We start from the raw sequence: 26,910 nt of genomic DNA on the forward strand, positions 1-26,910 counted from the left end.
GCGATAAAGCGAATAGAAATTTCACCACAATCTGCGGTCACGCTTGGGGCGAATTTTGAGCGATATCAAACTCTTTCATTTCGGGGGCGCCCAGGTGAGCGAACTGCCGGGCAGCTCGATGCAGGTCGAGAAATCCCTGCAGATCCTGTTCGAGTCCAATCTCGAGGCGCTGCTCGGCATCCGCTTTCTTGCTACCGAGCATTCGACCGGTGCCGTGCACGGCGGAAGGATCGATACACTCGGTCTGGACGAGGACAACTCACCGGTCATCATCGAATACAAGCGGTCGGTGAACGAGAACGTCATCAATCAGGGCCTCTTCTACCTCGACTGGCTGCTTGATCACCGCAAGGAATTCCAATGGCTGGTTATGGAACGCCTCGGTCAGGACGCCGCGAATGCCGTTGACTGGTCTGCTCCACGACTGCTCTGCATTGCCGGCGATTTCACCCGCTATGACGAGCACGCCGTCAAGCAGATCGCGAGAAACATCGAACTTATTCGCTATCGGCGGTTCGGTGACGATCTGCTGATGTTGGAACTGGTGCATGTGCCGAAGACCAGTAAACTCAATGGTCCTAAGATGATAACCGAAGTCAAAAGCCTAGGCTCCCTGCAGTCCAGAGCTGACGTCGCTCAGGAAAACGACCCCTATCTCAGCCAAAGGATGAGCTACCGGCTATCACAGTCATCGGCAGACCTTCGAGATATCTATGACGCCGTTCACCAGTTTCTGATCGGGCTCGGGGATGATGTGCAGGTAAAAGAATTGAAGCTCTACACAGCATTTAAGCGCTTGAAGAACTTCGTCTGTATGGAGATCTATCCACAGGCGCGGACTGTGTTGCTGTTCCTGAAGCTCGATCCAGACACCGTCGCGCTTGAAAGCGGCTTTACGCGCGACGTCAGCAATGTTGGCCACTTTGGTACTGGTGATCTCCAGGTAACGCTGAAGTCAATGGCGGATTTTGAGAGGGCACAGCCACTACTGGTTCGGGCTTACGAGGGTGGGTAATCAGGGGAGCGCCGCAAACTTATCTGTTGTTGGTTTCGACTCAGCGTGGACCGACAACCCAAAGGCGCCAGGTGCAATCTGTGTGATCCGAGTCGATTCGCACGGTGCGCGGTTGCACATGGAGCCGAGGTTGGCCTCATTCAGTGAAGCCGCAGCACTTATTCAAGCCGAAAGGCGCGAGGCCGGCAAATGTCTCGTCGCGCTTGATCAGCCAACAATCGTTCCGAACCGCAGTGGCTCGCGTCCGGTCGACAAGGTTGCAGGGGCGCTCATCTCCTGGGTAGGCGGTGGTGTTCAGCCAGCCAACCGATCGAAGCTTGGCATGTTTGATGATGCCGCGCCGATCTGGCACTTCAAGCAGGCGCTCGGGGCCACGGAGGATCCAGAGGCCGCACGGACCGCATCGGCCGGACTCTTTCTGATTGAGGTATTTCCCGCCCTAGCACTGGTTGCTATCGAGAGCGCCTACTGCAAACGTCTTGGGGCTCCAAAATACAATCCAGCCAACCGGAGAATGTTTAATTTAGGGCACTGGCATGCTGTGGCGGAGACAATTCGGACATTCGGATCGCTCAGAGCTTTAGAGCAGCTAGAACGGTGGCGTTTGGATGTGTCGGCTAACCTGATGCCGAAGAAAGCCGACCAGGACAAGGTTGACGCAATGATCTGTGGCCTCATCGGTTTGCACTGGCTGGTGGCACCACGCGAAGAATCTGTCATGATTGGTGACCTCAACAACGGCTACATGATCGCTCCGGCGGTAAACGGTATCCACGAGCGGCTGGTTACCGCTGCGAGGAAAAGGAATGTGCCGGTCAGATAATTCGACCCTGACACGTGGCCGCCACGCACCGGCCACTCCCGCTGAGCCTTGGTGCATGGCTGTTGAATTGCCAGCTGTCATATGCCCGTTGTGAGAACGCGCGTCACCGGTTCTCCCCAAACAACCGCACACCCGTCAAATCCTCCAGCCTCTCCACCAGCGCCTCCTGAAATCCAACATCATTCACCTCCGTCGCCGCCTCCCGCTGCTGGCGGTGATACCAATACCCGCCGCTGACCTTCGCAGCTTCGTCCTCGCTCGTCGCAAGCCAGGTCTGCGTCAGATGCCCCATCTCCAGATCGTCTGGCGCGCCGGCGCCGCCCATCTTTGTTGGCACCCAGCCGGGGTCGACGGCGTTGCTGAGCACGTCCGGCCAGTGGCGGGCGATGGCGGCGGAAAGCGTGGCGATGTAGAGCTTGCTTTCGGAATAGGCCTGGCTGGCGCTCCATGGCCGCTTCTTCCAGTCGATATCGTCAAGCGCGCTGCCGCCGCTGCGGTGCATGCCGCTGGTCAGGTAGATCAGCCGGTCGGGCCGGGTGATCCAGGCGGTGAGCAGATAGGGGGCGAGAGTGTTGACCGCCAGCGTCTTGGCGTGGCCTTCGGGCGTTTCGCCGCGGCTGCGCTCGAGGTAGATGCCGGCATTGTGGATGATGGCGTCCATGCGGCCGATGGCGTTGACCTGGTCGGCGATGGAGCGGGTTTCGGCGGCGCTGGCGAGATCGCCAATGACGAGGCCGATGGCGGCGGCGGAGGTTTCGGCGATTGCCGCGGCGCGGTCGCGGGAGCGGGCGTGGAGGACGACCTCGTGGCCTTCGCGGATGAGGGTGCGGGCGGCGGCGAGGCCGAGGCCATCGGTGGAACCGGTGATGAAGATGCGACTCATGGGGGTTCCTTTCGCGGGGCGTGGGGTGGGCGCAGAGTGATAGGGTGGGGGTGCTTAGGTCAAGCCCGAGGACGATCGGCAAGAGGAGAGATAGTGGAGCAATTCCACCAGCGTGTCGGTGCGGTTCTGCCCCTCACCCTAGCCCTCTCCCCGTTCTGACGGGGAGAGGGGACGTGCCCTGCGGAGCGCGGGAGAGGAACGGAGAGGGTGCGGCATATCCCCCTCGCCCCGTTTACGGGGAGAAGGTGCCGGCAGGCGGATGAGGGGCGTTTTTCGCGGTGATTTCAGCAGGTTGTCGCCAATACCCGTCGAGATCCTGGGTGGCGGGCGTGGATCCTCGGCTCAAGGCCGAGGATGACGGAGAGTGGGGTGGGGCTGAGGCTGGAACCGCAAGGCGGGTAATCAGATGATACCGCTTCCTCTCGACGTCATTCTACCAAACACGGCTCTTTCGACGTCCGCTCGTCCTCCGACCTCACTCCACCCAACGCGATCCTCACATCCCCTGCCGCCGCCGCTCCGCCCCCGCCGCAATCGTCTGCACCAGCTCGTCCACCTCCAGCGCCAGCCGCTCCAGCGGCAGGCCGACGAAGCGGCCTTCGAGGCTGATGCTGACGACGCCGTGGACGGCGCCGAAGAGGGTGCGGGCGCGGATGGCGCGGTCTTCGGGGGGCATGTCGGGCTGCAGTTCGGCGAGCGGCTCGGCGATCACGTCCATCAGGAAGAGGTGTTCGTCGAGATGCCATTGCGGCGTCGGGCTGGTGTCCGGGGGCGAGTGCTCGAACAGCGCCTTCCAGAGGTTTCGGTGCTCGACGGCGAAGGCGAGGTAGCCCTGGGCGAGGTTGCGCAGGCGATCGGTCGGGCTTTTGTCCTTGGCCTCGGCCAGTGTGAGGCGTGCTTCCAGCGCTTTCAGCGTCGCGGAATTGACGTGGATCACGAGTTCGGCGAGGTCGGAGAAGACGGTGTAAAGGCCGCCGAGCGCGCAGCCGGCATCCTGGGTGATGTCGCGGGCTCTGAGGTTGGAAAGCCCGTCGCGGGCGATGCGCTCGCGCGCCGCCTCGATCAGCCGGGCCTTCAGATCCTCACGTTTTTCTTCCCGTCGACCGGCCATTAACCATTCCCTTCCGAATTTTTGAACGTCGTTCAAAATTATTCTTGAACAGCGTTCACGATTCTGCCATAACTCATCTCGTGAACAACGTTCATAAACCGGAGGACAGAAATGTTCAAATTGATTTCCACATTGCTGCGGGGCAGGGCGCATGACGCCGAGCAGGCCTTCGCCGATCGCCACGCCGTGCCGCTGCTGGCCCAGCAGATCCGCGATGCCGCCCAGTCGATCCAGACGGCGCGGCGCAGCGTCGCCGTCGCCATCGCCCAGAACGAGCAGGAGAAGGCGCAGCACGCCACGATCCTTTCCCGCATCGCCGATCTCGAGACCCGCGCCACCGCGGCGCTCACAAAGGGCAATGAGGGCCTGGCGCGCGAAGCGGCCGAGGCGATCGCCTTCCTCGAGGCCGAGCGCGATGCGTCGGAACAGGCGCAAAGCCAGTTCACCACTTCGATCGCCAAGCTGAAGGGCATCGTCAGGGATGCCGAGGCGCGGCTGCAGGCGCTGCAGCGCGGAGAGCGGCTGGCCCGCGCAACTGAGGAGGCGCAGAAGCTCGATGTCGCAGTCGCCGGCCCCGGCTTTGCCACGCTCGACGATGCCGAGGAGACGCTCGCCCGCCTTCGCCTGCGCCAGAGCCAGAACGAGCTGACATCAGCCGCACTGAAGGACATGGAAGGCGCCATCCGCCCGGCCGGTATCATCGAGAAGCTTGCCAATGCCGGCTTCGGCCCGCCGCTGCACAGCTCGGCCGATGATGTGCTTGCCCGCCTGAAAGGCCGGGTCAGCCCGGCCGCCTGAACCGCATCCAGTCCCCATTCATCCATCTAAAACAAGGAATTGAGATCATGAACGACAGTTTTCAGAAACATTCCGCCAGCTGGGTCAGCTTCTCCTATATCTCCTTCGGCTCGGCCGCCTTCATGCTGGCGCTCGGCCTCTACATGATGCCGCTCGATCTCTGGGGCAAAGGCTATCTCGCCATGGGCATCTTGATGCTGGTGCAGACGACGGTGAACATCACCAAGACGCTGCGCGACAATGCCGAATCCGAGAAGCTGATCCGCAAGGTCGAAGATGCCCGCACCGAAAAGCTGCTGGTCAAATTCAATCGTAACGGTGAAGATTGATCTTCCTTAACCACATCGCAGAGTTGTTATCGCACTCAACTTTTGCGTAACAACTCTGTGGCCTTCTCTGCCCACCAAAAGAGGGTCTCGCCGTGCAACACAATCTGATGACATCGAGGAAATTCGCGCCGCTGTTCTGGACACAGTTCCTGACCGCCTTCAACGACAATTTCCTCAAGAATACGCTGGTCTTCCTCATCCTCTTCAAGATGTCGGCAAGCGAAGGCGCGGCCCTGGTGACGCTTGCCGGCGTCATTCTCATCGTGCCCTTCCTGCTGCTTTCGGCGCTCGGCGGCGAAATCGCCGACAAGCACGACAAGGCCAAGGTGGCGGAGCTGCTGAAACGCTGCGAGATCGGCATTGCGGCCCTTGCCGTCGTCGGCCTCGGCTTCTCCTCGATTTTTGTGCTGATGGTGGCGCTCTTCGGCTTCGGCGTCATCTCGGCGCTGTTCGGGCCGATCAAATACGGCATCCTGCCCGATCATCTCGAACGCCGCGACCTGCCGAAGGCCAATGCCTGGATCGAGGGCGGCACCTTCATCGCCATTCTCGGCGGCACGATCATCGCCGCGCTCGCCTTTTCGAGCGGCGACAATGTCGTCCTCTTCGGCTCGATGATGATGGGGCTGTCGCTGCTCTGCTGGCTTTCGGCCCGGATGATCCCGGCGACCGGCTCCAAGGCGCCGGATCTTGAGATCGACCGCAATGTCATCCGCTCCAGCTACAGGCTCGTCATGGAAATCCGCCAGGACAAGCGGCTCTGGCGCTCGGCGCTGATGAACTGCTGGTTCTGGCTGGTCGGCGCCTTCACCCTCTCCATCCTGCCGACCATGGTGACCGAGCTGCTCGGCGGCTCAGAGCTCGTCGTGCCGGCCTATCTCACCGTCTTCGCCATTGCCGTTGCCGTCGGTTCCGGCATTGCCGCCTGGATGTCGTCGGGCCGCATCGTGCTCTTGCCGGCGCCGGTCGGCACCGCATTGCTCGGCCTCTTCAGCCTCGATCTCGCCTGGAACCTCTGGGGGCTGGCTTCGACAGCCCATGCGACGACGATCCTCACCTTCTTCGCCGGCGAAAATACCATCCGCGTCGCCATCGATCTCGCCGGCCTGGCGATCTCGGGCGCCTTCATCGCCGTTCCCACTTTTGCCGGCCTGCAGACTTGGGCGCATGAGGATCGCCGCGCCCGCGTCATCGGCGCCGCCAATGTGCTCTCGGCGCTGTTCATCACCGTCGGCCTCGGCCTCGTCGCCGTCATCCAGGCTCTCGGCGCCACCATTCCGCAGATCCTGATCGGCCTCGGCATCGTCAATTTCGCGGTCGCCTGGCTGATGCTGAAGACGCTGCCGACCAATGCCTTCCGCGATTTCATCTCGATCCTGTTCCGCGCCTTCATGCGGCTCGAAGTCGAGGGGCTGGAGAATATCAAGAAGGCCGGCCCGGCGCCGATCATTGCGCTGAACCATGTCAGCCTGCTCGATGGTGCGCTCGCGCTCGCCATCACCGAGGAGGAGCCGGTCTTTGCCGTCGATTACAAGATCGCCCAGGCCTGGTGGGTGCGCCCCTTCCTGAAAATGTGCAAATTCCTGCCGCTCGACCCGACCAAGCCGATGGCGACGCGCTCGCTGATCAAGGTGGCGCAGGAAGGCAACCCGATCGGCATCTTCCCCGAAGGCCGCCTGACGGTGACCGGCACGCTGATGAAGGTCTATGATGGTGCCGCCATGGTCGCCGACAAAACAGGCTCGATGGTGGTGCCGGTCAAGATCGACGGGCTGGAGAAGACCTATTTCTCCTATCTCGATAACGGCAAGATCCGCCGCCGGCTGTTCCCCAAGGTCAAGGTCACCATTCTCGAGCCGGTGAAGCTGGAAGTGCCGCCGGAGCTGAAGGGCCGCAAGCGCCGCACGGCGGCGGGAGCCGCCCTCTATCAGGTGATGTCGAACCTGCTGTTCCGCACCGCCGATACCTCGTCGACCGTGCTCGAGCGCGTTATCCGCGCCGGCCACGAATTCGGCATGAAGAAGCCCGCCGTCGAAGATCCGGTCACTGGCCGGCTGACCTATGGCAAGCTTTTGACGGGGGCCGCCGTGCTCGGCGCAAAATTCCGCGCCCGCTTCCCGGAACAGAACCTCGGCGTCATGCTGCCGAATGCCAATGGCGCCGCCGCCACCATTCTCGGCGTCATGACGGCGGGCAAGGTGCCGGCGATGCTGAACTTCACCGCGGGCGCCGCCAATATCCTTTCGGCCTGCAAGGCGGCGGAGGTCAAACATGTGCTGACCTCGCGCGCCTTCGTCACCCAGGCCAAGCTCGGCCCTGTCATCGAGGAACTGGAAAAGCAGCTGGCGATCGTCTGGCTCGATGATCTGAGAGCCGAAATCTCCTTCAAGGACAAGCTCGTCGGGCTTCTCAGAAAGGGCCGGCCGCTCGTCAAGCGCCAGGCCGACGATCCGGCCGTCATCCTCTTCACCTCGGGCTCGGAAGGCACGCCGAAGGGCGTGGTGCTGACCCACCGCAACGTGCTGTCGAACGCCGCCCAGGCCGCCGCCCGCATCGATTTCCACAGCGGCGACAAGGTGTTCAACATCCTGCCGGTGTTCCATTCCTTCGGGCTGACCGCCGGCACCGTGCTGCCGCTGATCTCGGGTGTGCCGGTCTATTTCTATCCCTCGCCGCTGCATTACCGCATCGTGCCGGAGCTGATCTATGTCTCCAACGCCACGATCATCTTCGGCACCGATACTTTCCTCAACGGCTATGCCAGAACGGCGCATCCGTATGATTTCCGCTCGATCCGCTACATCTTCGCCGGCGCCGAGCCGGTGAAGGCTTCGACCCGCCAGACCTATATGGAAAAATTCGGCCTGCGCATCCTCGAAGGCTACGGCGTCACCGAAACGGCGCCTGTCATTTCCATCAACACGCCGATGTACAACCGCTCCGGCACGGTCGGCAAAATCCTGCCGGGCATGGAATGGAAGCTCGAGCCGGTGCCCGGCATCGACGAGGGCGGCCGCCTGCACGTGCGCGGCGCCAATGTCATGGCCGGTTACCTCCGCGCCGAAAAGCCGGGCGTACTCGAACCGCTCGCCGATGGCTGGCACGACACCGGCGACATCGTCAGCATCGATGAGGACGGCTTCGTCAAGATCCGCGGCCGCGCCAAGCGCTTCGCCAAGATCGGCGGCGAAATGGTGTCGCTGGCGGCGATCGAGGCGCTTGCCGCCGAACTCTGGCCCGGGGCGCTATCGGTCGTCTCATCGCTGCCCGACCCCAAGAAGGGCGAGCGCCTGGTGCTCTTGACCGACGCCGAAACCGCCACCCGCGCCGAATTCCTCGCCTTCGCCAAATCGAAGGGCGCCATGGACATGATGGTGCCGGCCGAGGTCACGATCGGCAAGGTGCCGGTGCTGGGCTCCGGCAAGGTCGATTTCGTCGCCGCCCGCAAGCTGGCGGAGGGGGCGGTGCAGAAGGAGGAGGCGGCGTGATTGTCCGCGGCCGATGAGATCGCGACTTGCCCCTCACCCTAACCCTCTCCCCGCTCGCGGGGCGAGGGGACGTGCCCTGCGAGGAGTTAGTTGGGAACCGAGAAGTCGCGGCATGGTCCCTTCGCCCCGCAAGCGGGGAGAAGGTGGCGGCAGCCGGATGAGGGGCCGCTCTCGCCGATCGCTGAGGGGCGGGTGTTGCATTCATTGAATCTCCGTTCGTCTTAGCCGACAAATAAATCGCGCCCAAATGGATAAACCATCTCGCGATCCAGGAGCAAACCGCCATGGCCGAAATCGAAGTCTTCGACGGGCATAATGACGCGGTGCAATTCATGGCCGAATACAGCACCACCGGCCGGGACTTTCTGGCGCGGTCTGAAAGCGGGCATCTCGATCTGCCGCGAGCCCGCGAGGGCGGCCTGGTCGGCGGCTTGTTTGCGCTGCATGCAGGCCCGGAGCAGCCGCCGGAAAATGACCTCATCATAAGAGACGACGGCTACGAGGTGATTTATGCCGAGACCGTCGATCCGCTTTATGCCCGGCAGCAGATCGAGGCCGAGCGTCTGGCGCTGGAAAGCTTAGTCCAGCGCTCCGCCGGCCAGATGCGCCTGGCGATCGATGTCGATGAGATCAAGGCCGCCAGAGCCGAAGGCGCCTTTGCCGTCGTGCTTCATATGGAAGGGGCCGAAGCGCTGGATGGCGGTTTCGACTATCTCTATCGGCTTTATGCGGCGGGCCTGCGGTCGCTGGGTCCGGTCTGGAGCCGCCCGAATATGTTCGGCTACGGAGTTCCCTTCGCCTATCCGAGGTCGCCGGATACCGGCCCCGGGCTGACCGAGAGCGGCCAGGAGCTCGTTAGGACCTGTAATCGGCTCGGCATCATGATCGACCTGGCACATCTGAACGAACGGGGTTTCTGGGACGTGGTGGCCTTGAGCGACGCCCCGCTCGTCGCCACCTATGCCTGCGCCCATGCCATTTGCCCGTCGACCCGAAATCTCACCGACAGGCAGCTCGACGCAATCCGCGACAGCGACGGCGTGATCGGCTTCAACCTCTCGGTCAACGATATTCGCGCCGACGGCGACCTGAACGACGATACCCCGCTCGACGACGTCGTTGACCATATCAACTATCTGATCGACCGCGTCGGCGAAGACCGGGTCGCCCTCGGCTCGGATTTCGACGGCGCGGTGATCCCCCGCGGGATCAAGGATGCCAGCGGTCTGCCGCATCTGTTCGAAGCAATGCGCAAGCGCGGCTTCGACGGGCAGAGCCTGTCGAAATTCGCCTTCGACAACTGGCTGCGCGTGTTCGAGTTGACGTGGAAGAACAGCCGGTCATCGTGAAGGCGAGTTCGACAAGCGCGGTGCAGGCGGGGGAGGCGGTGTGGGGATTGGCAAGCGCCCGTCTTGTGGACACCCCCTCTGCCCTGCCGGGCATCTCCCCCACAAGGAGGGAGATCGGCTGGCGGCACGGGCTTCCCCAAACAAAATCGCTTGCATCCGTATATCGACAGAGAGGGCGAAGTGTTTGCCTCTTGCCAATCTCCCCCCTTGTGGGGGAGATGTCCGGCAGGACAGAGGGGGGTGCTCCGTGCCGCCACGCAGGCTAAGAAGCGTCACCACAACCTCCGGCATTCCCGTCTTAGGGCTTTGACCCGAAGGGGGAGCCCATGTCAGCCCGCCGCAGCCGCCGGCTTCCTCAGCCCGAGACTGAGAATGAGCGGCACGGCGAGCGCATAGACGACGACGACCGAGAGCCAGATGGCGCCCGGCCATTGCTGCCGGACGAGGAAGTAGAGGCTGGAAAAGCCAAGCGGCGCGACGATCGAGGCAAGGCTCACGGCCGAGGCGAGCACGCCCTGGAACTGGCCTTGGCTGTTTTCATCGACCTGCCGGGTCGCCAGCGACTGCAGCGCCGGCACGCCGATGCCGCCGAGCGTGAAGACCGGCATGATGGCGAAGATCATCCAGCTCCGGTCGGCAAAGGCCATGACGGCGAGCGCGATGGAGACGCCAGCGACGCCGGTCAGGATCGCCCCGCGTTCGCCGAGCAGCCGGACCGCCGGTCCCGGCAGGAAGGCCTGGGCCAGCGCCTGGCAGAGGCCGAAGGCGCCGAGCGACAGGCCGATCGCTAGCCCGTTCCAGTGGAACGCGTCGCTGCCCCAGAGCGCCCAGCAGGTGCCGTAGGCCTCGCCGGTGGCGCTGAAGAGGAAGAAGAGGATGATGACGGGCAGCAGGCTCTTGATCTCCAGCACTGACCGCAGCGGCTTCAGCGGATTGAGCGCGGCAAGGTCGATCCTCTCGCGGCTGCCAGGCCGCGATTCCGGCAGAACGAAGAAGGCGAGCAGCAGGTTGGCGCCGTTGAGCGCGGCGGCTGCGATGAAGGGCAGCCGCAGCCAATGATCGCCGAGCACGCCGCCGAGGACCGGGCCGATGATGAAGCCGAGGCCGAACATGGCGTTGAACAGGCCGAACCGGCGGGCGCGTTTCTCCTCCGGCGAGATGTCGGTGATATAGGCGGTGGCCACCGAGACGTTGGCGCTCGTCAGCCCGGCGATCGCCCGGCCGATGAAGAGCAGCAGCAGGTTGGGCGCGAGCGCCAGGAACAGGTAGTTGACGGCTGCACCGGCAAGCGAAATCAGCAGCACGGGCCGCCGGCCGAGCCGGTCGCTCAGCGCCCCGAGCACCGGCGCGAAAATGAACTGCATAACGGCGTAAAGGGCGGTCATTGCGCCGATAGTGGGGGCGACGTCGCCGCTGTGGGTGATCTCCTGCAAGAGCTGCGGCAGGATGGGGAAGATGAGGCCGATGCCGACGGCATCGAGGACAATGGCGGTGAAGATGACGATGAGGGGTCTGGTCATGGGTGCGTTCCACGGTCGACGCAAGCCGGGAGGCTCGCCAGCGCTTCCCTGATTTCGTTCAAATCACGGAATTGCGTCGCGACGCCGAGTGCTCACGATGAGGCCTGATCTCGTCAGGCGCTGGTTTCAGGGAGTGCTGGCCGAACCATGGCTGAAACGCATGGCCGGCGTGTGCTCGACCGCCTAGACGACCCATTCGTCCACCTGTTTACTCCGCCACTGAGCGGATCAAGGGAGGCAGTCGCTTTTCGCGACGGCAAAGACATACGCTGGATGGTTGCGTGCGGCAAGTCTGTTTTGTGAGTGAGGTGAGCGACTGCGGGTTGCGATGTCGACGGGCAATAGACCTCGGATCCGAGCAGAGAGTTGCCCCTCACCCTAACCCTCTCCCCGTAAAACGGGGAGAGGGGACGTGCCCTGCGAGAGGTTGGTGGGAACGGAGGGCGTGCGGCATATCCCCTTCTCCCCGTCAGAACGGGGAGAAGGTGCCGGCAGGCGGATGAGGGGCTGGCATCGGAGCGTCTCGCCAGCCGCCAAACGCGCGAACATCACCGCAGCAACCCCAATGACGCGATTCGCCTGTTGTTCGGCGCATATGAGGTTGTCGAGCCGGAGCACTCGCTTCACCATGAAGGCAACTTCAGCTCCGGAAACAGGCAGGCAGGCAATGACAGAAATTGCGCAGATGCAGGAACAGCGATTGAGCGCCCTTCGACAGACCGCCTCGGGTGCGCCGAAACTGCCGTCCAACCCCTTTTTCGGCGTCGGGCCGATCACCGACGCGACGACCGACGAGGTCGACAGCCGCCTGCGGCGCATCGCCTTCGACGCCTGGATCGAAAAGACCTATCGCAAGTTCGACGACAGGGGCAACGATATCGGCGGCTTCACCACGGCCGAGATTTCCCGCAGCATGCATCGCGGCTACCCGGCCGATAAGATCCTGACCGACATGATGCGGGCGATCCATCGCTATTTCGGCTTTCCGAAGGTCAACCGCATGGCGGTCGGGCTCGGCGGCGGCCATAGCGGCTTCACCGTCTGCATCCAGCACCTGATGAATGCCAATGACGCCGGCCAGCGCGTCTATGTCGACACGCCTCAGCCGGAGAGCGATCCTTCCAAGGCCGCCGGCTTCTTCCGCCAGTCCTGGGCCACACAGCTGATCGAGATGCAGCGCTTCGCCGAAAAGGGCTGCGAGAGCCGCATTCATTTCGCCGCCTCCGAAGGCGTGATCCCGACGGCGGCCGAACTTGCCGACCTCGGCGTTTCGATCTTCGTCGGCGTCGGCCACGAGACGACGGGGGCGAACGCCTATACCAGCCGCGAGATCCGCGAACTCTTGAGCTGGCTCGACGGCGACCCGGCCAACCGCCATGCGGTGTTCGACGCCACCTCGATGCTCGGGGCCATGCCGTGGGAGCCGGAACTGGTCAGCGCCGTGATGGCGAAATGCTGCCTGTTCATGCCGTTCCAGAAGGCGATCGGCGGCATCTCGGGCTATTTCGTCGCCTCCTTCACCCCGCATGCCCTGGCGCTGATCGAGAGGAACCAGCAGGATCCCGCCTGGGCGATCCCGCGGCAGCTGAAGATCGCGCCGCCGATCGATCCCCGGCAGCCGTTTTCGGCCAAACGCTCGGTCGATGCCGGCCCGTTCTACGATCCGGCCGAGGACCGCATGCTCGGCGGCGTCATCAACACCTACAGCGCGCTCGCCTTTGCCGAGACCACCTTCGGCCTGCTGCAGTCTGAGGCCCGGGTCGGCTCCGTCGTCGATCTCAACCGCCGCTCCGCCGCCAACCGCGCCGTGATCGACGAATGGGTCAAGTCGCACCCGCTGCTGTCATTGACCGTCACCGATGCCGATCGCCGCGGTGCTGCGGTGACGCTGCTGAGGGTCGAGGACGACGGCATCACCGACGCCGGCATCCACGCCCGGATCATCGCCCGGTCCAAGCAGCTGCTCGGTTATGAGGGCATCACCCATCCGAACGGCGAATACGAGCCCGGCCTCGACGCGGCCCGCTACGTCAACGCCTTCCCGGGCACGCCGGGCGATTACCGCGCCTGGGTCGGCGGCATCCGCGAGCCGGACGATGTCGTGGCACTGCTGGAAAATCTGCAATATGCCTATCTCAGAGCCAAGATCGTCGTTCTCGAGGAGGAGCTGGAAAAGCACGGCGTGACCTTCGAGGCGCCGGTCAAAGCCGAAGGCGCCCTGCGCATGGACGATCCGAACCGCGCTTACACGGTGCTGATCGCCGACCTGGTGGGCCTGCGTTTCGGCGCCGACGGCGAGCCTGATTACAGCGAGGTCAAGGCCTATATCGAGGAGAAGGGTGGCGTCTTCCATCTCGGTCCGCTCGGTGATCGCGCCGGCCTCGAAAAGGGCCGCATCCACTTCTTCTATCAGCCGAACCTCAGCACCGAGGCGGAGATCCTGCCGCAGACCGACAAGGGCCAGTACGACGCGCTGATCGCCGCGGCGACCTTCATTCCCAAGGCCTCGGTCTTCCCGCTCGGCGGCGTGCGCATTGGTGCGGGCACCGGCAATATGGGCTCGGCTTCCTGGGGCGGCGGCAATGGCGAGGGCGGCACTGCGGCCCTGATGAACACGCCGGGGATCAACAGCCGGGCGACCGCCCAGATGGCCGTGAAGGCGATCCTGAAGGTCGTTCCCGACCTGCCGGTCGATAGATTGCACCGGATGGTCGCCGGCGGCGATTTCGACACCGGCCGCCAGCTCAAGGATTTCCCGACGGCAAAGCTCGAGGGCCGGAAGCTTGCCGTTCTCGGCTACGGCAATATCGGCCGCGAAGTCGCCAAGCTCGCCAAGGCCTTCGGCATGAAAGTGGCGATTTACGCCCGCGAACATCACCGGCGCTGGATCGAGGCGGAGGGCTTTACCTATGCCGCAAGCTCGGTCGAAGCGGCAAGCGGCGCCGATGTGCTCTCCGTTCATATCGGCCTCGGCCGCCTCGATACATCGACCGGCCTCTATTCGAATGCCGGCACCGTCGATGCGAAGGTGCTCGGCGCGATGAAGGACGGTGCCGTGCTGGTCAATTACGACCGCGGCGAAGTCGTCGATGCCAATGCGCTCGATGCAGCCCTGTCGTCGGGCAAGATCGCCCATGCGGCAATCGACGCCGACCTCTTCAGGGACGCCGCAACCGGTACGCTCAGCGGCCCTATGCTGCCCTACCTGCCGCTCGAACAGCGTCACAAGGGCAAGCTCGAGCTCCTGCCGCATGCCGCCGCCGACACCGACCATCCCTCACGGGTGACCGGCGCCAAGCAGGCGGTCGACCAGATCTTCGACGTCATCCGCTTCAAGTCGGTCGTCAATCTGAAGGGCGACCTGCCGGAGGGTTACGTCTCCGCCGGCAGCCGCACGCCCGCCGGCATCGGCAAGGTGACGAAGCAGGTGGTCGCCGAGGCCGGCGGCAAGGCCGAGCTTCTGCAAGAGCTGCGCCAGACCTCGGAAAAGATCGCCGCAATCACAGGCGCGCTCGCGGCCGTATCCGACCCGGATCACCGCGCGCGGATCGTCGAACGCTACACGGGCCTCCTGGTCGAAAATGCCGACCGGCAGCGGGCGCTTCTCGATGAACTCGGCCTCTACGGGCCGGCGGAGGGGTGATTAGGAGCGGCGCGGCGGGCGGCGATGGTCTCCTGTCGTTATCGGAATGACGGGACGCGGCAAGACGATCGCGATTATCGAGATCACGCGGCGCGTGGCAGACGTGGGCGTCGCATCCTGTGGAACCCCCCTCTGCCCTGCCGGGCATCTCCCCCACACGGGGGGGAGATTGGCAGGAGGCGAAGACTTCGTCCCTCGCTGAGCGATGCGCAGATTCGTCTGAAAAGACGAGCGGCGTTGTAAACGGAAATTGTTTGCGGAAACCCTAAAGCCCAGCCGATCTCCCCCCTTGTGGGGGAGATGCCCGGCAGGGCAGAGGGGGGTATCCACGCGTTACGGGCGGTCACAGGCGGCACCCTTGCCGCCTGTCTCCATATGCCGGACGAACCGTCCTTATTTCTGTTCGGGCGCCAGGAACTCGGCGCAATAGGACGGGCCGTTAACGCCGGGAATGTCGGCGACGGTGCGGATGTCGCGGATCGTGTAGTCGGAATTGGTGGTGATTTCGGCCTGGCAGCGCAGATAGGCGGTGCGGGCGGCGGCGATCTGCTTGCCGCGCTTGCCGTCGGCGCCCTCGGCATATTTCGCCGGAATGCGCACGGTCTTGTAGCCGCCGCGCCAGGTGTAGATGGTGCTCGCACCTTCCTCGCGATCGCTGATCGGAGGCCCGTAGGCGGCAAAGAAGACGCCGGCCGATTTGCCGACCCAGCGGGCCTCGATCGGATTGCCGGCGGAAGGAATGGTCGTGCATCCGGCAAGCGCAATTGCAAGCCCGGCCGCGGTAATGGTGCGGAGTTTCATCGTGTCGTCCCTGATCTCTAGCGCAATGGCCGCGAAGCCGCCGTCGCGACGGTTTCGCCTGTCCCGCCGAGCCCTTTAGCGCGGAACCCGGCAAAAGAAAATTGCCCCTTTTGCACTTCCGTTCGATTTGCTCAGAGTGTGTCTTTTTGCAGCAGCGGCCCATTCCGGCCTCTGTCATCAACCGGTCAAAAAATCCCTCGCCTTTTTGAAATTTGGCGCTTGTGCAACCAGATAGGCTGTTCTATAGAAGCGCCGCTGGTCACGGAGTGTAGCGCAGTCTGGTAGCGCACCACGTTCGGGACGTGGGGGTCGAGTGTTCGAATCACTCCACTCCGACCAGCTAGAAACCCCGCCACGGCGGGGTTTTTCATTTTCGGATCGAGTGATCATGCGGAGCGCTTAGAAAGCGTTTGCTGCCTGCTGTACAAACTCCGCGCTTGCATGCGCATAACACCGTTTGATCTCTTCCGTGGTCATGATTTCGCGGAGCCAATGTGCGTGATGGAAAGGCGGAGCTGCCGCGGTAACAGCACTCCGCGCTCCAAGGAAAAACCCGGAAAAGGTCCAACCGCCTCCGGAGATTCAACTTGATAAAGAAAGCCCCGCGAAAAGCGGGGATTAAGAAAGGGGGGTGTTTCCTTAGGCATTGCGCGTCTGGGCGCTGTGCAGTTACTTTACACAAATCAATATTTATTGCAATGATTAATACTATCGTGAATGCTAGCCTAGCGGCTATATAGAGATGAGTAGCCGTAAGATTGTAGGTTTATTTTCCGAGGAGCAAATTATCTACAACTCGAGACTGATATGTATTCAGAGGGGGCTCTCCAACGAGATTTTCTAAAACCCCCGTCTCCCGTGCGTTAGGCGGTCGACCCAAAAACCGGTCGCCACCTTTTTCAGGCTCTCGAACGTCCGGCTGCCGGCAAGTTGATTCGCTCGGCGACTATTACATGTGAGATAGTCATCGCAACCGGAACGAGTCCGACCGCCGCTCGTTGAGTCGCGTGTTCCGCGTGAGGGGCTGCATCATGAGCAGGCGACGAAGCTTCAAGCCGGTGAAGATCACCATCAACGGCAAGACCAGGACCGTTTACAACGTCGTTCAGGCCGGCAATGCCTTGCTGAACGACTGGCCGGAGCAGACGCCGGCGGCCAAGGCCGCCGAGCTGCTGGTGCTCGATGTGTTCAACGATGTCGCTGAGCCCGAGCAGGTGCGGCGGGCATTCATCACCGCGGCCAGGGCAAGCGACATCAAGTTCAGCTCCTGACTGGCGGCGCTTCGAAAACCATTCGCTTGCTTCCATGATGCTTGCTTCCGATTATCGAGGTCGGGATTCTTGAGTTGCGGCTGCATCCAGGCGGACGAGACGATCGCCGTCAGAAAGCCGAAGGCGATGCAGGTGATTGCCTGGAGCCGCCAGGAGACGAAGGTGACCGGTGCCGGGATAATGGGCTTCTCTCCGCATTGGCCGGGCAGGCAGGCGCAGCCGGAAAAGGCTTTGACGCTGCAATCGGCGGACATGTCGGTTTCTCCCTCAGGCATAGAGCTGATCGCGATCGGTGATGCCCATGATCTCGCGGGCATAGCGGTAATGCGCCTCGACGCTGGCCGTGGCGCCGCGCAGCCATGACGGGCCGCGCACCGAATGTTCGGGGCGGCCGAGATAGGCAAAGCCGAGGGCGCCCATGCGCTGGGCCTCGTTGGCCATATAGGCATCGCAGTCGTCGAGCCCTCGCACCGCATTCCAGCGGGTGTCCCGCCGGCTCTGCTCGGTCTCGATCCTGCGGATATGCTGCATTGCTCTGCCCTCTCGTGCCGGCCGGTCGGCATATCGGAAAAGGTACATAACATACCCCAAATCGTCAATCGAAAAGGTATAAAAAATACCTTAAAGATTGACGAGGTACGAATCGTAGGCGTAGTCTCGACCAGATGATTGGGCGACCGGGTGCAACTCCCGAGCTGACGAAGCCCAGCGGCGCGGGAAGCGAAAGTCCTTAAGTGCGCTGTCAGAAAATCAGGACGAGGGCGAAGCGAATGGCCCCTCTGGCACGTGTCCCATCCCGGCTCCGGCCTTCAGGACATGGCCAATGCTCTCCCGGCTTCATGGGCCTTGCTCATGGGGTAGGGGGAAGCTTTGGCCGGAACCCTCCCTCACCAGCCTTCAGGAACAGGAAGGAGATAGAGGAGAGAGGGAGTGAGAGAGATCAGGATATCGCAGGCGCGCGGGGCGGGCGATGCTCCGCTCTGCGGCGCGTCGCGGCCTTCAGATTGGACGCCTGCGCTCGAAGCGGTTGTTTGCAGGCGCGTCAGTGCAGCGAGGTCGCTGCAGGCACCTTGCGCGGGGGGATTGGAGCCCGGGTAGAGCGGGCTTCGGTCTTGAGAGCCGTCTTCGTTGTGAGGGGTTCACCTCAAAGCAGGATCGCCTGCGTGGCGCCGAAAGCGGTGATCAGCACGGCAAGTGTCGCGATTTGGAACCAGATCCTGCCGGCTCGTGAGGACGGGCGGATGATCTTGAATCTTTTTGGGAAGTCGTTTGAATTTTGCTGGAACGGTAAGCGTTAAGTCACAGATTAGATTTATATTTTTTTGAAGAGCCTTGCTCTCACATCTCGATCACCGACCGCCGGACACGGCCGACGATGGTGACGGCGCCGTGGAATTCCGGTGGCGGCACGTCCTCGTAGGAGGCGGGCTGGAAGGGCGGATTGTCGTTCGGGCGGTAGCGCTTGTAGGTCGCGGCCCCCGTCTCGTCGGCGACGACGTAAAGCGCGTTCGGCGCCAGGCGCTTGTCGCGGCGGTTGACGAAAATGATCGAGCCTGGCGGCGAGATCTTGTTCATCGAATTGCCCTCGACCTCGAGCGCGATCCAGTCGCCGTCGGGCAGATCGAGCGCGGCGACGGTCGGGAATTCCGAGAAGTCGGTGATCGGCGCCTGCTCGGTCAGCTGGCCGGCGCTGACCCAGGAGATCTTCGGCACGTCTGCGACGGAAACCGGCCGCTCCTCCGGATCGAGCGCATCGCCGGTTCCGAACTGCAGCCAGTTGAGATTGACCCTGAACGCCTTGGCATATTTCTTCGCGTCGGCGATGCCGAAGCCGTTCCGGCCCGACTCGTGCGCCTTGTAAACATTGGCGTTCCAGCCGAAACGATCGACGATCGCCTTCGGCCCGGCAAAGCCCGCGTTCTTCCTGGCCATGACCAGACGCTTTGCGCGTTCTTCGCGCTCAAATTGTTCCTGATCTTTCAACATGATATAAATAATACCCTAAAAAAAGGTACATGTAATCCCCTAAATCGCTTGACGTGCGAGGTATTTTACGTACCCTTATGCCCATGACAAGCACCAATATCATCAACAACCGGCCCCGGCTTTCGGGCTTTGCCAATGCCCGTTACACCGGCTGCCCGCGCTGCGGCAGGGCGCTGTCGATCGCCGAGGTGATCGAGCGCCATTGCGAGAATTGCGGCCGGCAGACCGAGCCCGAAGAGATGCGGCAGACGCCGGTCTTGCCCGGCTCTCGGCCGATCAGCAATTCCGGCAGCCTCACTCCTCCCTGAAGGCTATCGGCAGCTGGCGTCGCCGCGCTCCCTCGGCGACGCCGGCACCTTCCACAAGATTTGAGACAAACAATCTCGCCGGCGCCCGCTTTGCGGGAAGGGCCCGGCCGCGGATCGTATGGAAAAGAGATCAAACGAATGAGCACTGCCCCGGCGCATCAAGCCGCTCACATGAACGCCCTCGAGCTCTTCCGCTCCGGCCGGGATTATATCGAAATCGCAGCCATCCTCGGCGTGCCGGTGCCTGCGGTGGAAAGCGAGATCCACCGTCTTCGCAGCGCCGAGAAGGGCGACACCGCCCAGCAGGATCATGACGGCCGCGATGTCAGGCGCTTTCCCGGCCGCGCTTTAAGGCCGGGCGTCCTGGTCAACTTCGCCCGAGGGCGGCCGAGGCGCCCGGTATGACGACGGCAACACGTCGCGAGCGGAAAAGCAATCGCATGGAAAAGGCAGAGATGAGCAAGGACATCATGGAGATCCTCAGCCCGGTGCTGGGGCAGGAGCTGGCGGCGGCAATCATCGAGCATCGCAGCCGCACGCTGAAAAAGCCGCTGACGGCCTATGCGGCGAGGATCCAGGTCAGGGAGTACCTGAAGACCGGCAACCCGGTCGAGGCCGCCGAGATGCAGATCCTGCGCGGCTGGCGGGCGATCAAATCCGATTGGTATTTCAATGAAAAGGCGAGGGAAGCCGGGCCGATCAATGCAAGCACGGGCAGAAGGACATCCGTCGATGCCGCAAGAGATTTCCTCTCCGGTCACGATCATAGCGGGGATGCTTTCGGGCTTTCCGGCCTCCGCCGGCATTGATCCCGACATGCAGATCCGCGCCTATCTCGTCGCCATCGACGGCATTCCGGCAGAGGCGGTCTGGCGCGCCGCCAAGCTGTTCCTCTCCGGCAGGGTCCGCGATCATAACCGCGCCTTCGCCCCGAGCGCTGCGACCTTTGCCGAAATCGCCCGCCAGCAGCAGGCGGTGATGGAAGCGCAAAGCCGCCCGCGCGTCGAGGCGCCGCCCGAACCGCCGCAGCCGAAGGTCGCCGCCCACAAGATGCGGCTTCTGAGACAGGCGGCAAACGGCAGCCGCAGCGCCAAGCGGGCGCTGGCTGAGATGTTTCCCGACAATCCGGTCATCGCAAGGGCCGCAAGAGACGCACAGGAGGCAGTGGGATGAGAGATTTGTTCTGGACGGAAGACAAGATCGTCAAGGCGCAGAAGCTCTGGCAGGAAGGGTTGTCGGCACGTCAAATCGCCGAACTCTTCGGCTCGAAGAAGAACACCGTCATCAACATGGCGCATCGCAACCGCGACCGGTTTCCGCCAAGGCAGGACCCGCGCAAGACGCTGGCGGTCGCCGGCGCGGCGCCCGCACCGATAAGCCATCCCGACCGGGTGCGGCGGGTGACGCTCTCGGGCGCCGAGGTGACGATGCCGCGCGTGCCGACGATCGACGGGCCGGCGCCATGAGAGCCATGACCAGTGCCGTGACCAGTGCCGTGACCCCGCGCGAGCGAGAAATCATCGGCTGGATGGCGCAAGGCAAGACCGCCGCCGAGATCGGCACCATCCTCGGCATCTCGCCGATCACCGTCAACACCCACATTGCCAATGCCAAGGCGAAACTCGGCGTGTTCAAGGAGACCGCACTGGTCGCCGCCGCGCTGCGAAACGGCATCATTCGATAGGAAGGATAATCAGCATGGGCGGCAAGGCCACCAAGGTGAAGATACAGCGGGCAAACAAGGGCGCCGGCCGGCCGCGCAAGGCCAATGTCGAGCGTTTCCCCTGCGGCAAGATCAAGCCCTTCGAAACCGAGAAGGAGAATATCAGCGTGGCGATGGCAGCGCGCCGGCGCATTCACGGCTTCGGCAGGACGGTTGATGACGAGACGGTCAGAAGCCCCTATGCCGGTTATACCCTCGGCCGCATGTTCCTCGACGGGCTGATATCAGACGAACAGCGCCAGGCCGGCGACGACTATGCCGAGGTCATGGCCCGCTACCACAAGACGACCGGCATCCCGGCCCCGAGCCCCAGGGCGCAATCGCTCTTCGCCGTCAAGGGCCATGAAGGCGAGGTAACCGAAAGCCTCGCCGACCGCGCCCGCAAGGCCAGCAACCGCATGATGGAACTGCAGGCCGTCCTTCTGCGCTGCGAGGACGGACCGCAGGTGCGCAGCACCGTCTATAACGTCGCGGTGATGGATTACGAACACCTGCGCCAGATGCCGCCGCAGCAATTGCTGTGGCTGCGGCGGGGTTTGATCGCGCTGCGCAGGGCGAAGGCTGGGTGATGGGGGCCGCCGGAGAGCATGCCCCACCCTCCGTCATTCCAGGGCTTGACCCACTGCTGTCCGCTTTAAAATATGGACTGGGTGGATGGGGTTGATTCTTTTTACTTTCAGACGCTTCCCTCGAACCGAGACACGAGCGGAAATTCAATGTCAGGCGACATCCCCAGGAGACCGGTGAACACGGCCCCTCATCCGGCTGCCGCCACCTTCTCCCCGCTCGCGGGGCGAAGGGACTGAGCCGCAGCCGCTCCGTCCCCAAGCAGTCTCGCAGGGCACGTCCCCTCGCCCCGTTTACGGGGAGAGGGTTAGGGTGAGGGGCAAGTCCGCGGTCCGAACCGGACAGCAATGGGCTTGACCCGAGGATCCACGCTGGCTCCATCAGATGTGGCCATGCATCCCAGGCTTAAGGCCTGGGATGACGGAGGTCGGGGCGGGTGTTTTCGCCGGACGTGGCGGTCGAAGCCGAATGGAACGACACCGGCCTGCGTTTACGTCAGGCAAACCGGGATGTGCCATTCGGCCATCCAAAATTGGTGGTTCCACAAACGAGAGACTGCAGCTAAAAATTGCAGTAGATGAGGAACTCCAAGGGGCAGTATGCGCTACATTCTGGTGATGATCGGGGCAGTCTGTCTCGTTTACGCCGCCTGGCATGCGGCGATGGTGCGGTCGACCACCATTCGGCTTGAGCCTGCTGGCTATCAGTTGACCTTGAGCTACGCTGACATGTCGCTGCGCCTGTCAATTTCACTGGTTGTGTGCGCCTTCCCGCTGAGGAGTATCATGTACAGATTGATTGTTTTCGCAGTGATCACGATCGCGGCCGGTTCCGCCTTTGCGAGCGAGGTTCCGTTTCTCGCCAGTCCTGATGTGCCCGACTATACCGCAAAGATGATCGTGCGTGACGCCTATGGTGCCAAAGGGGACCGCCAGCGGGTCGTCCACCATCACAACGGCTGGACACGTGTTGAAGAGCAACGAAACGAAGAAACGAACCTTTCTTACGGACATTTCTTCAAGAACGTGGTTCTGAGGGCAACCAGGAGGAATGGTGAAATCTCGTCATTTCAGGTCAGGCAGGTCGAACCATGTCAAGACTATGACGGCATCACGAAAGTCAGGGAAACGGATGAGGTCGAGACCGTCGGCGGTGAGCAGTGTCGCTGGCGGCAGATCGTCCGGCGCATGGACAGGGACGAGACCCGTCCCAATTGGATGACTTGCCTGACCGAGGACGGAATAGAGATCGCGACGAAAGTCCTTTTCTCCAGCGGGGAGGTCATGTCCGAGACGCGGCTGACGGATCTGCGGCGCGGGCCTGTGCCGGAAGCGGTGGTACGACCGCCTATGCAGCTTCTCGAAGCCGGCACCTGGCTCGCGCCCTCGCCACGTTACGACGATTACACCCCGAATGCTGGAGACTTCGAGGCGGAGCTCGTTAGCCACAGATCCAAAGAGAGGCTGTTGCGTCATTATCCCTGGTGGCTCCGACAGCGCGACGGTGGAGATGGATCGATCCTGATCACCGTCTGGAACGAGCTTGAAGACCAGGGGCTTCGATATTCCGCATCCAAGGGGGAGCGCATGTTCGAAGCTGTCCGCTCCTCCTCGATTCCCGCGCCGAAGTTCAGGAGATTCGACGAGATTTATGGGATGGTCGACTTGAGAGAGCAGGATCGGCTGCTCGGCGAAGATTGCGCATGGTATGACCGGACACCAAATATGGCTGATGGGGGCCTAAGACAATGCCTGACTTCGGACGGCATACCGCTGATTGACGACCACTGGTCTGGCTGGGGAGACAGCGAGAGGTTCAAAATAGTGACGCTGACGCGCCGGCCGGTGGGTATGGATGAAATGCAGCCACCCCGTGATTACCTCGAGCCTGCTGCCTGGGGCTTCAGCCCTCCATACTAGGGATCGGGGATATCATAAAGGCCGGCCGGGGGCGTCCTTTATCGCTCTGTAACAGGTCGCGTCGTGGGGCTCACCGGCGCGCGATCGCCTTCGCGTTGCGCGTCGAGACATCGCGGCTGTGAGCGGCGGGCTTGACCCGAGGATTCACGTTTGGCCTCATCAGATGTGGCATGGATCCCAGGCTCAAGGCCTGGGATGACCGAGGGTGCGGGTGCGGCTCCAATCGCGATGCGGATCAGAAGTGGGCAAGAATGCGGGCCTGGCTTTGACCGGAGTGGGCCGCACAGAGTATCGAAGTGCATGGCTGTGTTATAAGCACCTCCGCACGGCCCGCAGACCTTACGATCGGCGAAGCCCGTTGTTCCCGAACCGACGAAGTATTTTGGATGCGAGGCGCGTCAGAACGATCTGAACAACGGCACTCCGCCGTGAGATGAACAGGGAATGAGCCAAATGCCAGTCTTTCATGCCAAGTGCAACTGCGGCGCCCTGTGCCTGGAGGTCGATGGCGATCCGGTGCACAATCACGTCTGCACGTGCACGCGCTGCCAGCGCGCATCCGGTAGCGCTCTCGCCCACAATGTATGGTTCCGTGAGGAAGATGTCCGGATCGTTTCCGGAGACTATTCCCTATGGTTTCCGCAGGGCGAAGCCGTGCCGGATGTGATGAAAGCCTTCTGCCGGATCTGTGGTGGGGGCGGATTTTCCAGATCCGGCGCATACTTCCCCGGCACCGTTGTCATCGCGGCCGGCACATTCGCCGATCCGTCCTTTCCTGCGCCCGATCACGTTCATTGGTGGGACAATCGCCCTCAATGGATCGACCTCGCCCACTCGATCGAGCGTCATGCCGGAAATTAGGGGTTCCGGCCGACGCGAGTTTCTGACTCCGGCGCGGCACGCAATGGGTCGCCGTCGTCATCGAAGGCGTGATTGAGGTCGTCATGATCGCGGGAAGGGAAGTGACCCATTGCGTGCAGCAAGCGAGATGTAGCGCGGCATTCTTACGGGCTTTTTGCCGGGACAATACCAATCCGTAAGAATGCATCGCTCGGCCGGCGATGGCGCAGCTTACGAAAATGTATGATCCAGGCGAAGTCCCGGTGAGATTGGCAGTGCAGGTTTGGCGTCGTCATTGCCAAGTCGAGGCCAAGTCTCATGAATATGCGCGCCACACCTGCCGCCCTTATGCCGGCCTTTCATCCGGTCAGCCTGCGGGTGAATACCTATCTCATCAATCTCGACCGCGCGCCGTTGCGCCGGTTTCGAATGGAGCGGCTGCTGTCAGGCTTCGGCCTTGCCTATGAGCGCGTGGCGGCGGTCGACGGGGCGGGGCTGAGCCTGCCGCATCCCGACTTCGACGAGAGATCCTATCTCCGCCGGCACGGCCGCCGGCCGAACCTTTTCGAGATCGGCTGCTATCTCAGCCATGTCGTATGCGCCAGGCGCTTCCTCGGCAGCAATGCCGAATTCGCCCTCATTCTCGAAGACGACCTCGACTTCGACGATGATTTCGCCGAGTTGCTCGAGGCCGCCCTCCAGCACGAGGCGCAGTGGGACATTCTGCGGCTCTCGACGGTCAATTCCGGGCGGAAGCACCGGGTTGAGCCGCTGACCGCCGCCCGCTCGCTCGCCATCGCGCTGACCCGCGAGAAGGGCTCCGGCGCCTATCTGATCAACCGCAAGGCGGCGGGCTGGATTGTTGGGGCGATGCTGCCGATGCGGCTGCCCTATGATCTCGCCTTCGACCTGGAGTTCGATGAGGGGCTACGCGCCTGCTTCGTCGATCCGCTGCCGGTGAGCCAAAGGGCCGATCCCTGCTCGCAGATCCAGGCGGGGCTTTCGGCCTACCGGCTCGGCCGCCGCAGGCCGTGGAGCGTGCTGCCCTTTCGCGCTGCGGCCGAAATCCGCCGTTTTGTTGCCCGCTTCATCAGGCTCGCGGCATGGCGGCTCAGGATTTCTCCGGCATCAATGGGAAGGCGATCGAAACGCGAAGGCCGGGATAATTGTCCGTCAGCGCAATCTCGGCCGAATGCAGCTCTGCGATCGCCTTGACGAGGCTGAGGCCGAGGCCGCTTCCCGGCGTCGTGCGGCTCTTGTCGATCCGGTAGAGGCGCCGGAAGACCTTGTCCGTTTCCTCGGCGGGTATGCCGGGGCCGGTATCGGCGACCGAGAGAAGGGCGCGGCTGCCGTCGCGGCGGAGCGAAAGCGTGATGCCGGTTCCGGCCGGGCAGTGGGTGATCGCGTTCTCCACCAGGTTGGCGATCATCTGCGTCAGGAGATCGCGGTCGCCCCAGATGACGGCAGGCGCGCGCCCGGCGATCCGGAACGACTGCCCCGCATCTTCGGCGACATCGCCATAGACCTCGGAGATGACGGTGAGCACGGCGTCGAGATCGGTCGCCTGGAAACGCTCTTTGCGGGCGCCGGCCTCGATCTGGGAAATGCGCAGCAGCGCCTCGAAGGTGGCGTTGATCCGGTCGCTCTCGTTTCTGGCTTCGTCGAGCAGAGCCGAAACATCCGCCTGCCGGTCGTTCTCGGCCGCGGCAGCATCGAGCGTCAGGCGCAGCCTGTTGAGCGGCGTTTTCAGATCATGGGCAATATCGGCGCTCACCTGCCGCATGCTCTCGACCAATCGCTGCAGCCGCTCCAGCGCCGCATTGATCTGGATCGCCACCGTATCGAGATCGTCGCCGTTGCCGGTGATCGGAATGCGGGCGTCGAGCGCGCCGTGGGAGACTTCGTTCATGGTGTTGGCGACCCGGTCCAGTCTCGCCTGGGCGCGAACGGCGAGAAAGACGCCGCCGCCGATCGCCGTCGCCACGACGATGGCCGCCGCCCATTCGAAGCTCACCAGCACGATCCGCAGCATCTCGTCGGCATCGTTGAAGTTCTCGGCCACCACAAGGCTGTAGGGACCGACCGTCGAGACCTGCATCCGGTAGCGTTCATGTCCCTTGAGCCCGACATCGCGGGAGGTGACGGTATAGACGCCGTTCGGGATGCGGGGTGCTGTGAAATTGCCGGCAAGCTTGCGCCCGCCGGCATCGGTCAGCGAATAGAGCCCGTCGGAGGTCGACTGGAAGCTTGCATAATTGTTCAGCGTGTTGATCAGATCTTCGGTGTCGCCGGGCTGATAGGTCGAGACAATCAGTGAATTCATCTCGCTCAGCGACTGGTCGACATCGCGGCCGAGGCCGAGGCTGAGCATGTGATAGATGATCGCGCCGCTGAAGACGAAGGCGACGACGAAGAGCACGCCGAAGGTGACGGCCAGGCGAAACGGCGTGCTCCTGCGCAGGCTAGAGCATGATGCCGAAAAATGTGCGCGGTTTTCGGACGACATCATGCTCTTACTCTTTAAATTGCGAACAGG

At 62.8% G+C, this 26,910-nt stretch carries 25 protein-coding genes, 1 tRNA gene and 1 pseudogene; 19 read left to right on the top strand and 8 right to left on the bottom strand.

What is annotated here, in order from left to right; translation table 11 throughout:
• The first annotated feature begins 55 nt into the window (after nucleotides 1-55).
• Nucleotides 56-1,015 (top strand): DUF5655 domain-containing protein, encoded by a 960-nt coding sequence (locus ACQ7C1_RS02750; RefSeq protein ID WP_430957216.1) that lies wholly within the window; start codon nucleotides 56-58, stop codon nucleotides 1,013-1,015.
• Complete coding sequence (locus ACQ7C1_RS02755) at nucleotides 1,008-1,838, top strand: DUF429 domain-containing protein (RefSeq protein WP_430957217.1); 831 nt, start codon at nucleotides 1,008-1,010, stop codon at nucleotides 1,836-1,838. The genes ACQ7C1_RS02750 and ACQ7C1_RS02755 overlap by 8 nt, the downstream gene beginning before the upstream one ends.
• Before the next feature lie 103 nt (nucleotides 1,839-1,941).
• Here the strand turns inward: ACQ7C1_RS02755 and ACQ7C1_RS02760 are convergent, their stop codons facing one another.
• Nucleotides 1,942-2,721, bottom strand: a complete 780-nt coding sequence (locus ACQ7C1_RS02760) for an SDR family NAD(P)-dependent oxidoreductase (protein WP_430957218.1) — start codon at nucleotides 2,719-2,721, stop codon at nucleotides 1,942-1,944.
• A gap of 496 nt (nucleotides 2,722-3,217) precedes the next feature.
• The gene (locus ACQ7C1_RS02765) at nucleotides 3,218-3,832 is read right to left on the bottom strand and encodes a TetR/AcrR family transcriptional regulator (protein ID WP_430957219.1); all 615 of its coding nucleotides are present in this window, start codon (nucleotides 3,830-3,832) and stop codon (nucleotides 3,218-3,220) included.
• 111 nt (nucleotides 3,833-3,943) lie between these two features.
• Here ACQ7C1_RS02765 and ACQ7C1_RS02770 point away from each other — a divergent pair, with 111 nt between their 5' ends.
• From ACQ7C1_RS02770 to ACQ7C1_RS02785, 4 genes are all read left to right on the top strand, one after another.
• Entirely contained in the window at nucleotides 3,944-4,630 is a 687-nt protein-coding gene (locus ACQ7C1_RS02770; RefSeq protein WP_430957220.1) for a PspA/IM30 family protein, read from the top strand.
• Nucleotides 4,631-4,677: 47 nt separating this feature from the next.
• Nucleotides 4,678-4,959 (top strand): YiaA/YiaB family inner membrane protein, encoded by a 282-nt coding sequence (locus ACQ7C1_RS02775; protein WP_183837055.1) that lies wholly within the window; start codon nucleotides 4,678-4,680, stop codon nucleotides 4,957-4,959.
• A 92-nt stretch (nucleotides 4,960-5,051) separates the two neighbouring features.
• Complete coding sequence (locus ACQ7C1_RS02780; protein WP_430957221.1) at nucleotides 5,052-8,447, top strand: acyl-[ACP]--phospholipid O-acyltransferase; 3,396 nt, start codon at nucleotides 5,052-5,054, stop codon at nucleotides 8,445-8,447.
• A 284-nt stretch (nucleotides 8,448-8,731) separates the two neighbouring features.
• Nucleotides 8,732-9,796, top strand: a complete 1,065-nt coding sequence (locus ACQ7C1_RS02785; RefSeq protein ID WP_430957222.1) for a dipeptidase — start codon at nucleotides 8,732-8,734, stop codon at nucleotides 9,794-9,796.
• Nucleotides 9,797-10,125: 329 nt separating this feature from the next.
• Here the strand turns inward: ACQ7C1_RS02785 and ACQ7C1_RS02790 are convergent, their stop codons facing one another.
• On the bottom strand, nucleotides 10,126-11,316 hold the full coding sequence (locus ACQ7C1_RS02790; RefSeq protein ID WP_430957223.1) for a TCR/Tet family MFS transporter: 1,191 nt from the start codon (nucleotides 11,314-11,316) through the stop codon (nucleotides 10,126-10,128).
• A gap of 667 nt (nucleotides 11,317-11,983) precedes the next feature.
• On the opposite strand from ACQ7C1_RS02790, the gene ACQ7C1_RS02795 reads away from it, so the two are divergent.
• Nucleotides 11,984-14,959 (top strand): NAD(P)-dependent oxidoreductase, encoded by a 2,976-nt coding sequence (locus tag ACQ7C1_RS02795; protein ID WP_430957224.1) that lies wholly within the window; start codon nucleotides 11,984-11,986, stop codon nucleotides 14,957-14,959.
• Between the two features lie 393 nt (nucleotides 14,960-15,352).
• On the opposite strand, the gene ACQ7C1_RS02800 is transcribed toward ACQ7C1_RS02795, so the two are convergent.
• Entirely contained in the window at nucleotides 15,353-15,760 is a 408-nt protein-coding gene (locus ACQ7C1_RS02800) for a hypothetical protein (RefSeq protein WP_085777277.1), read from the bottom strand.
• A gap of 262 nt (nucleotides 15,761-16,022) precedes the next feature.
• On the opposite strand from ACQ7C1_RS02800, the gene ACQ7C1_RS02805 reads away from it, so the two are divergent.
• Nucleotides 16,023-16,099: transfer RNA gene (locus ACQ7C1_RS02805), tRNA-Pro, on the top strand.
• 692 nt (nucleotides 16,100-16,791) lie between these two features.
• Nucleotides 16,792-17,031 carry a DUF982 domain-containing protein gene (locus tag ACQ7C1_RS02810; RefSeq protein ID WP_430957226.1) on the top strand — a complete coding sequence of 80 codons (240 nt, stop codon included), beginning with the start codon at nucleotides 16,792-16,794 and terminating at the stop codon, nucleotides 17,029-17,031.
• A 29-nt stretch (nucleotides 17,032-17,060) separates the two neighbouring features.
• Here the strand turns inward: ACQ7C1_RS02810 and ACQ7C1_RS02815 are convergent.
• The 3 genes and pseudogenes from ACQ7C1_RS02815 to ACQ7C1_RS02825 form a co-directional block, all read right to left on the bottom strand.
• Nucleotides 17,061-17,285: pseudogene (locus ACQ7C1_RS02815) on the bottom strand (hypothetical protein); the annotation flags it as partial.
• A gap of 13 nt (nucleotides 17,286-17,298) precedes the next feature.
• A complete protein-coding gene (locus ACQ7C1_RS02820) occupies nucleotides 17,299-17,562 on the bottom strand; it encodes a hypothetical protein (protein WP_430957227.1) in 264 nt (87 codons plus the stop codon).
• Nucleotides 17,563-18,369: 807 nt separating this feature from the next.
• Nucleotides 18,370-19,017: a S24 family peptidase gene (locus tag ACQ7C1_RS02825; protein ID WP_085777282.1), complete on the bottom strand. Its 648-nt coding sequence runs from the start codon at nucleotides 19,015-19,017 to the stop codon at nucleotides 18,370-18,372.
• Nucleotides 19,018-19,100: 83 nt separating this feature from the next.
• Between ACQ7C1_RS02825 and ACQ7C1_RS02830 the strand changes: the two genes are divergently transcribed.
• The 10 genes from ACQ7C1_RS02830 (at nucleotide 19,101) to ACQ7C1_RS02875 (ending at nucleotide 25,589) form a co-directional block, all read left to right on the top strand.
• Complete coding sequence (locus tag ACQ7C1_RS02830; RefSeq protein ID WP_430957251.1) at nucleotides 19,101-19,325, top strand: hypothetical protein; 225 nt, start codon at nucleotides 19,101-19,103, stop codon at nucleotides 19,323-19,325.
• 138 nt (nucleotides 19,326-19,463) lie between these two features.
• Nucleotides 19,464-19,730: a sigma-70 family RNA polymerase sigma factor gene (locus tag ACQ7C1_RS02835; protein WP_430957228.1), complete on the top strand. Its 267-nt coding sequence runs from the start codon at nucleotides 19,464-19,466 to the stop codon at nucleotides 19,728-19,730.
• 35 nt (nucleotides 19,731-19,765) lie between these two features.
• The gene (locus ACQ7C1_RS02840; protein ID WP_430957229.1) at nucleotides 19,766-20,134 is read left to right on the top strand and encodes a hypothetical protein; all 369 of its coding nucleotides are present in this window, start codon (nucleotides 19,766-19,768) and stop codon (nucleotides 20,132-20,134) included.
• Nucleotides 20,100-20,498, top strand: coding sequence for a hypothetical protein (locus tag ACQ7C1_RS02845; protein WP_430957252.1), 399 nt, complete (start codon nucleotides 20,100-20,102; stop codon nucleotides 20,496-20,498). Before ACQ7C1_RS02840 ends, ACQ7C1_RS02845 begins: the two co-directional genes overlap by 35 nt.
• Nucleotides 20,495-20,791 carry a GcrA family cell cycle regulator gene (locus ACQ7C1_RS02850; protein ID WP_285196211.1) on the top strand — a complete coding sequence of 99 codons (297 nt, stop codon included), beginning with the start codon at nucleotides 20,495-20,497 and terminating at the stop codon, nucleotides 20,789-20,791. Before ACQ7C1_RS02845 ends, ACQ7C1_RS02850 begins: the two co-directional genes overlap by 4 nt.
• A 5-nt stretch (nucleotides 20,792-20,796) precedes the next feature.
• Nucleotides 20,797-21,009, top strand: a complete 213-nt coding sequence (locus ACQ7C1_RS02855; protein WP_430957230.1) for a response regulator transcription factor — start codon at nucleotides 20,797-20,799, stop codon at nucleotides 21,007-21,009.
• Nucleotides 21,010-21,023: 14 nt separating this feature from the next.
• Nucleotides 21,024-21,617, top strand: a complete 594-nt coding sequence (locus tag ACQ7C1_RS02860; RefSeq protein ID WP_138393714.1) for a hypothetical protein — start codon at nucleotides 21,024-21,026, stop codon at nucleotides 21,615-21,617.
• A 783-nt stretch (nucleotides 21,618-22,400) separates the two neighbouring features.
• Nucleotides 22,401-23,534: a hypothetical protein gene (locus ACQ7C1_RS02865; protein ID WP_430957253.1), complete on the top strand. Its 1,134-nt coding sequence runs from the start codon at nucleotides 22,401-22,403 to the stop codon at nucleotides 23,532-23,534.
• A gap of 453 nt (nucleotides 23,535-23,987) precedes the next feature.
• Nucleotides 23,988-24,395: a GFA family protein gene (locus ACQ7C1_RS02870; RefSeq protein ID WP_430957231.1), complete on the top strand. Its 408-nt coding sequence runs from the start codon at nucleotides 23,988-23,990 to the stop codon at nucleotides 24,393-24,395.
• Between the two features lie 297 nt (nucleotides 24,396-24,692).
• Nucleotides 24,693-25,589 (top strand): glycosyltransferase family 25 protein, encoded by an 897-nt coding sequence (locus tag ACQ7C1_RS02875; RefSeq protein WP_430957232.1) that lies wholly within the window; start codon nucleotides 24,693-24,695, stop codon nucleotides 25,587-25,589.
• Here ACQ7C1_RS02875 and ACQ7C1_RS02880 read toward each other — a convergent pair.
• On the bottom strand, nucleotides 25,486-26,883 hold the full coding sequence (locus ACQ7C1_RS02880; protein ID WP_430957233.1) for a sensor histidine kinase: 1,398 nt from the start codon (nucleotides 26,881-26,883) through the stop codon (nucleotides 25,486-25,488). The genes ACQ7C1_RS02875 and ACQ7C1_RS02880 overlap by 104 nt on opposite strands.
• Between the last annotated feature and the right edge of the window lie 27 nt (nucleotides 26,884-26,910).

It is taken from the genome of Rhizobium sp. Nf11,1, assembly GCF_050587665.1.
In the GTDB taxonomy this organism is placed as follows: Bacteria; Pseudomonadota; Alphaproteobacteria; order Rhizobiales; family Rhizobiaceae; genus Rhizobium.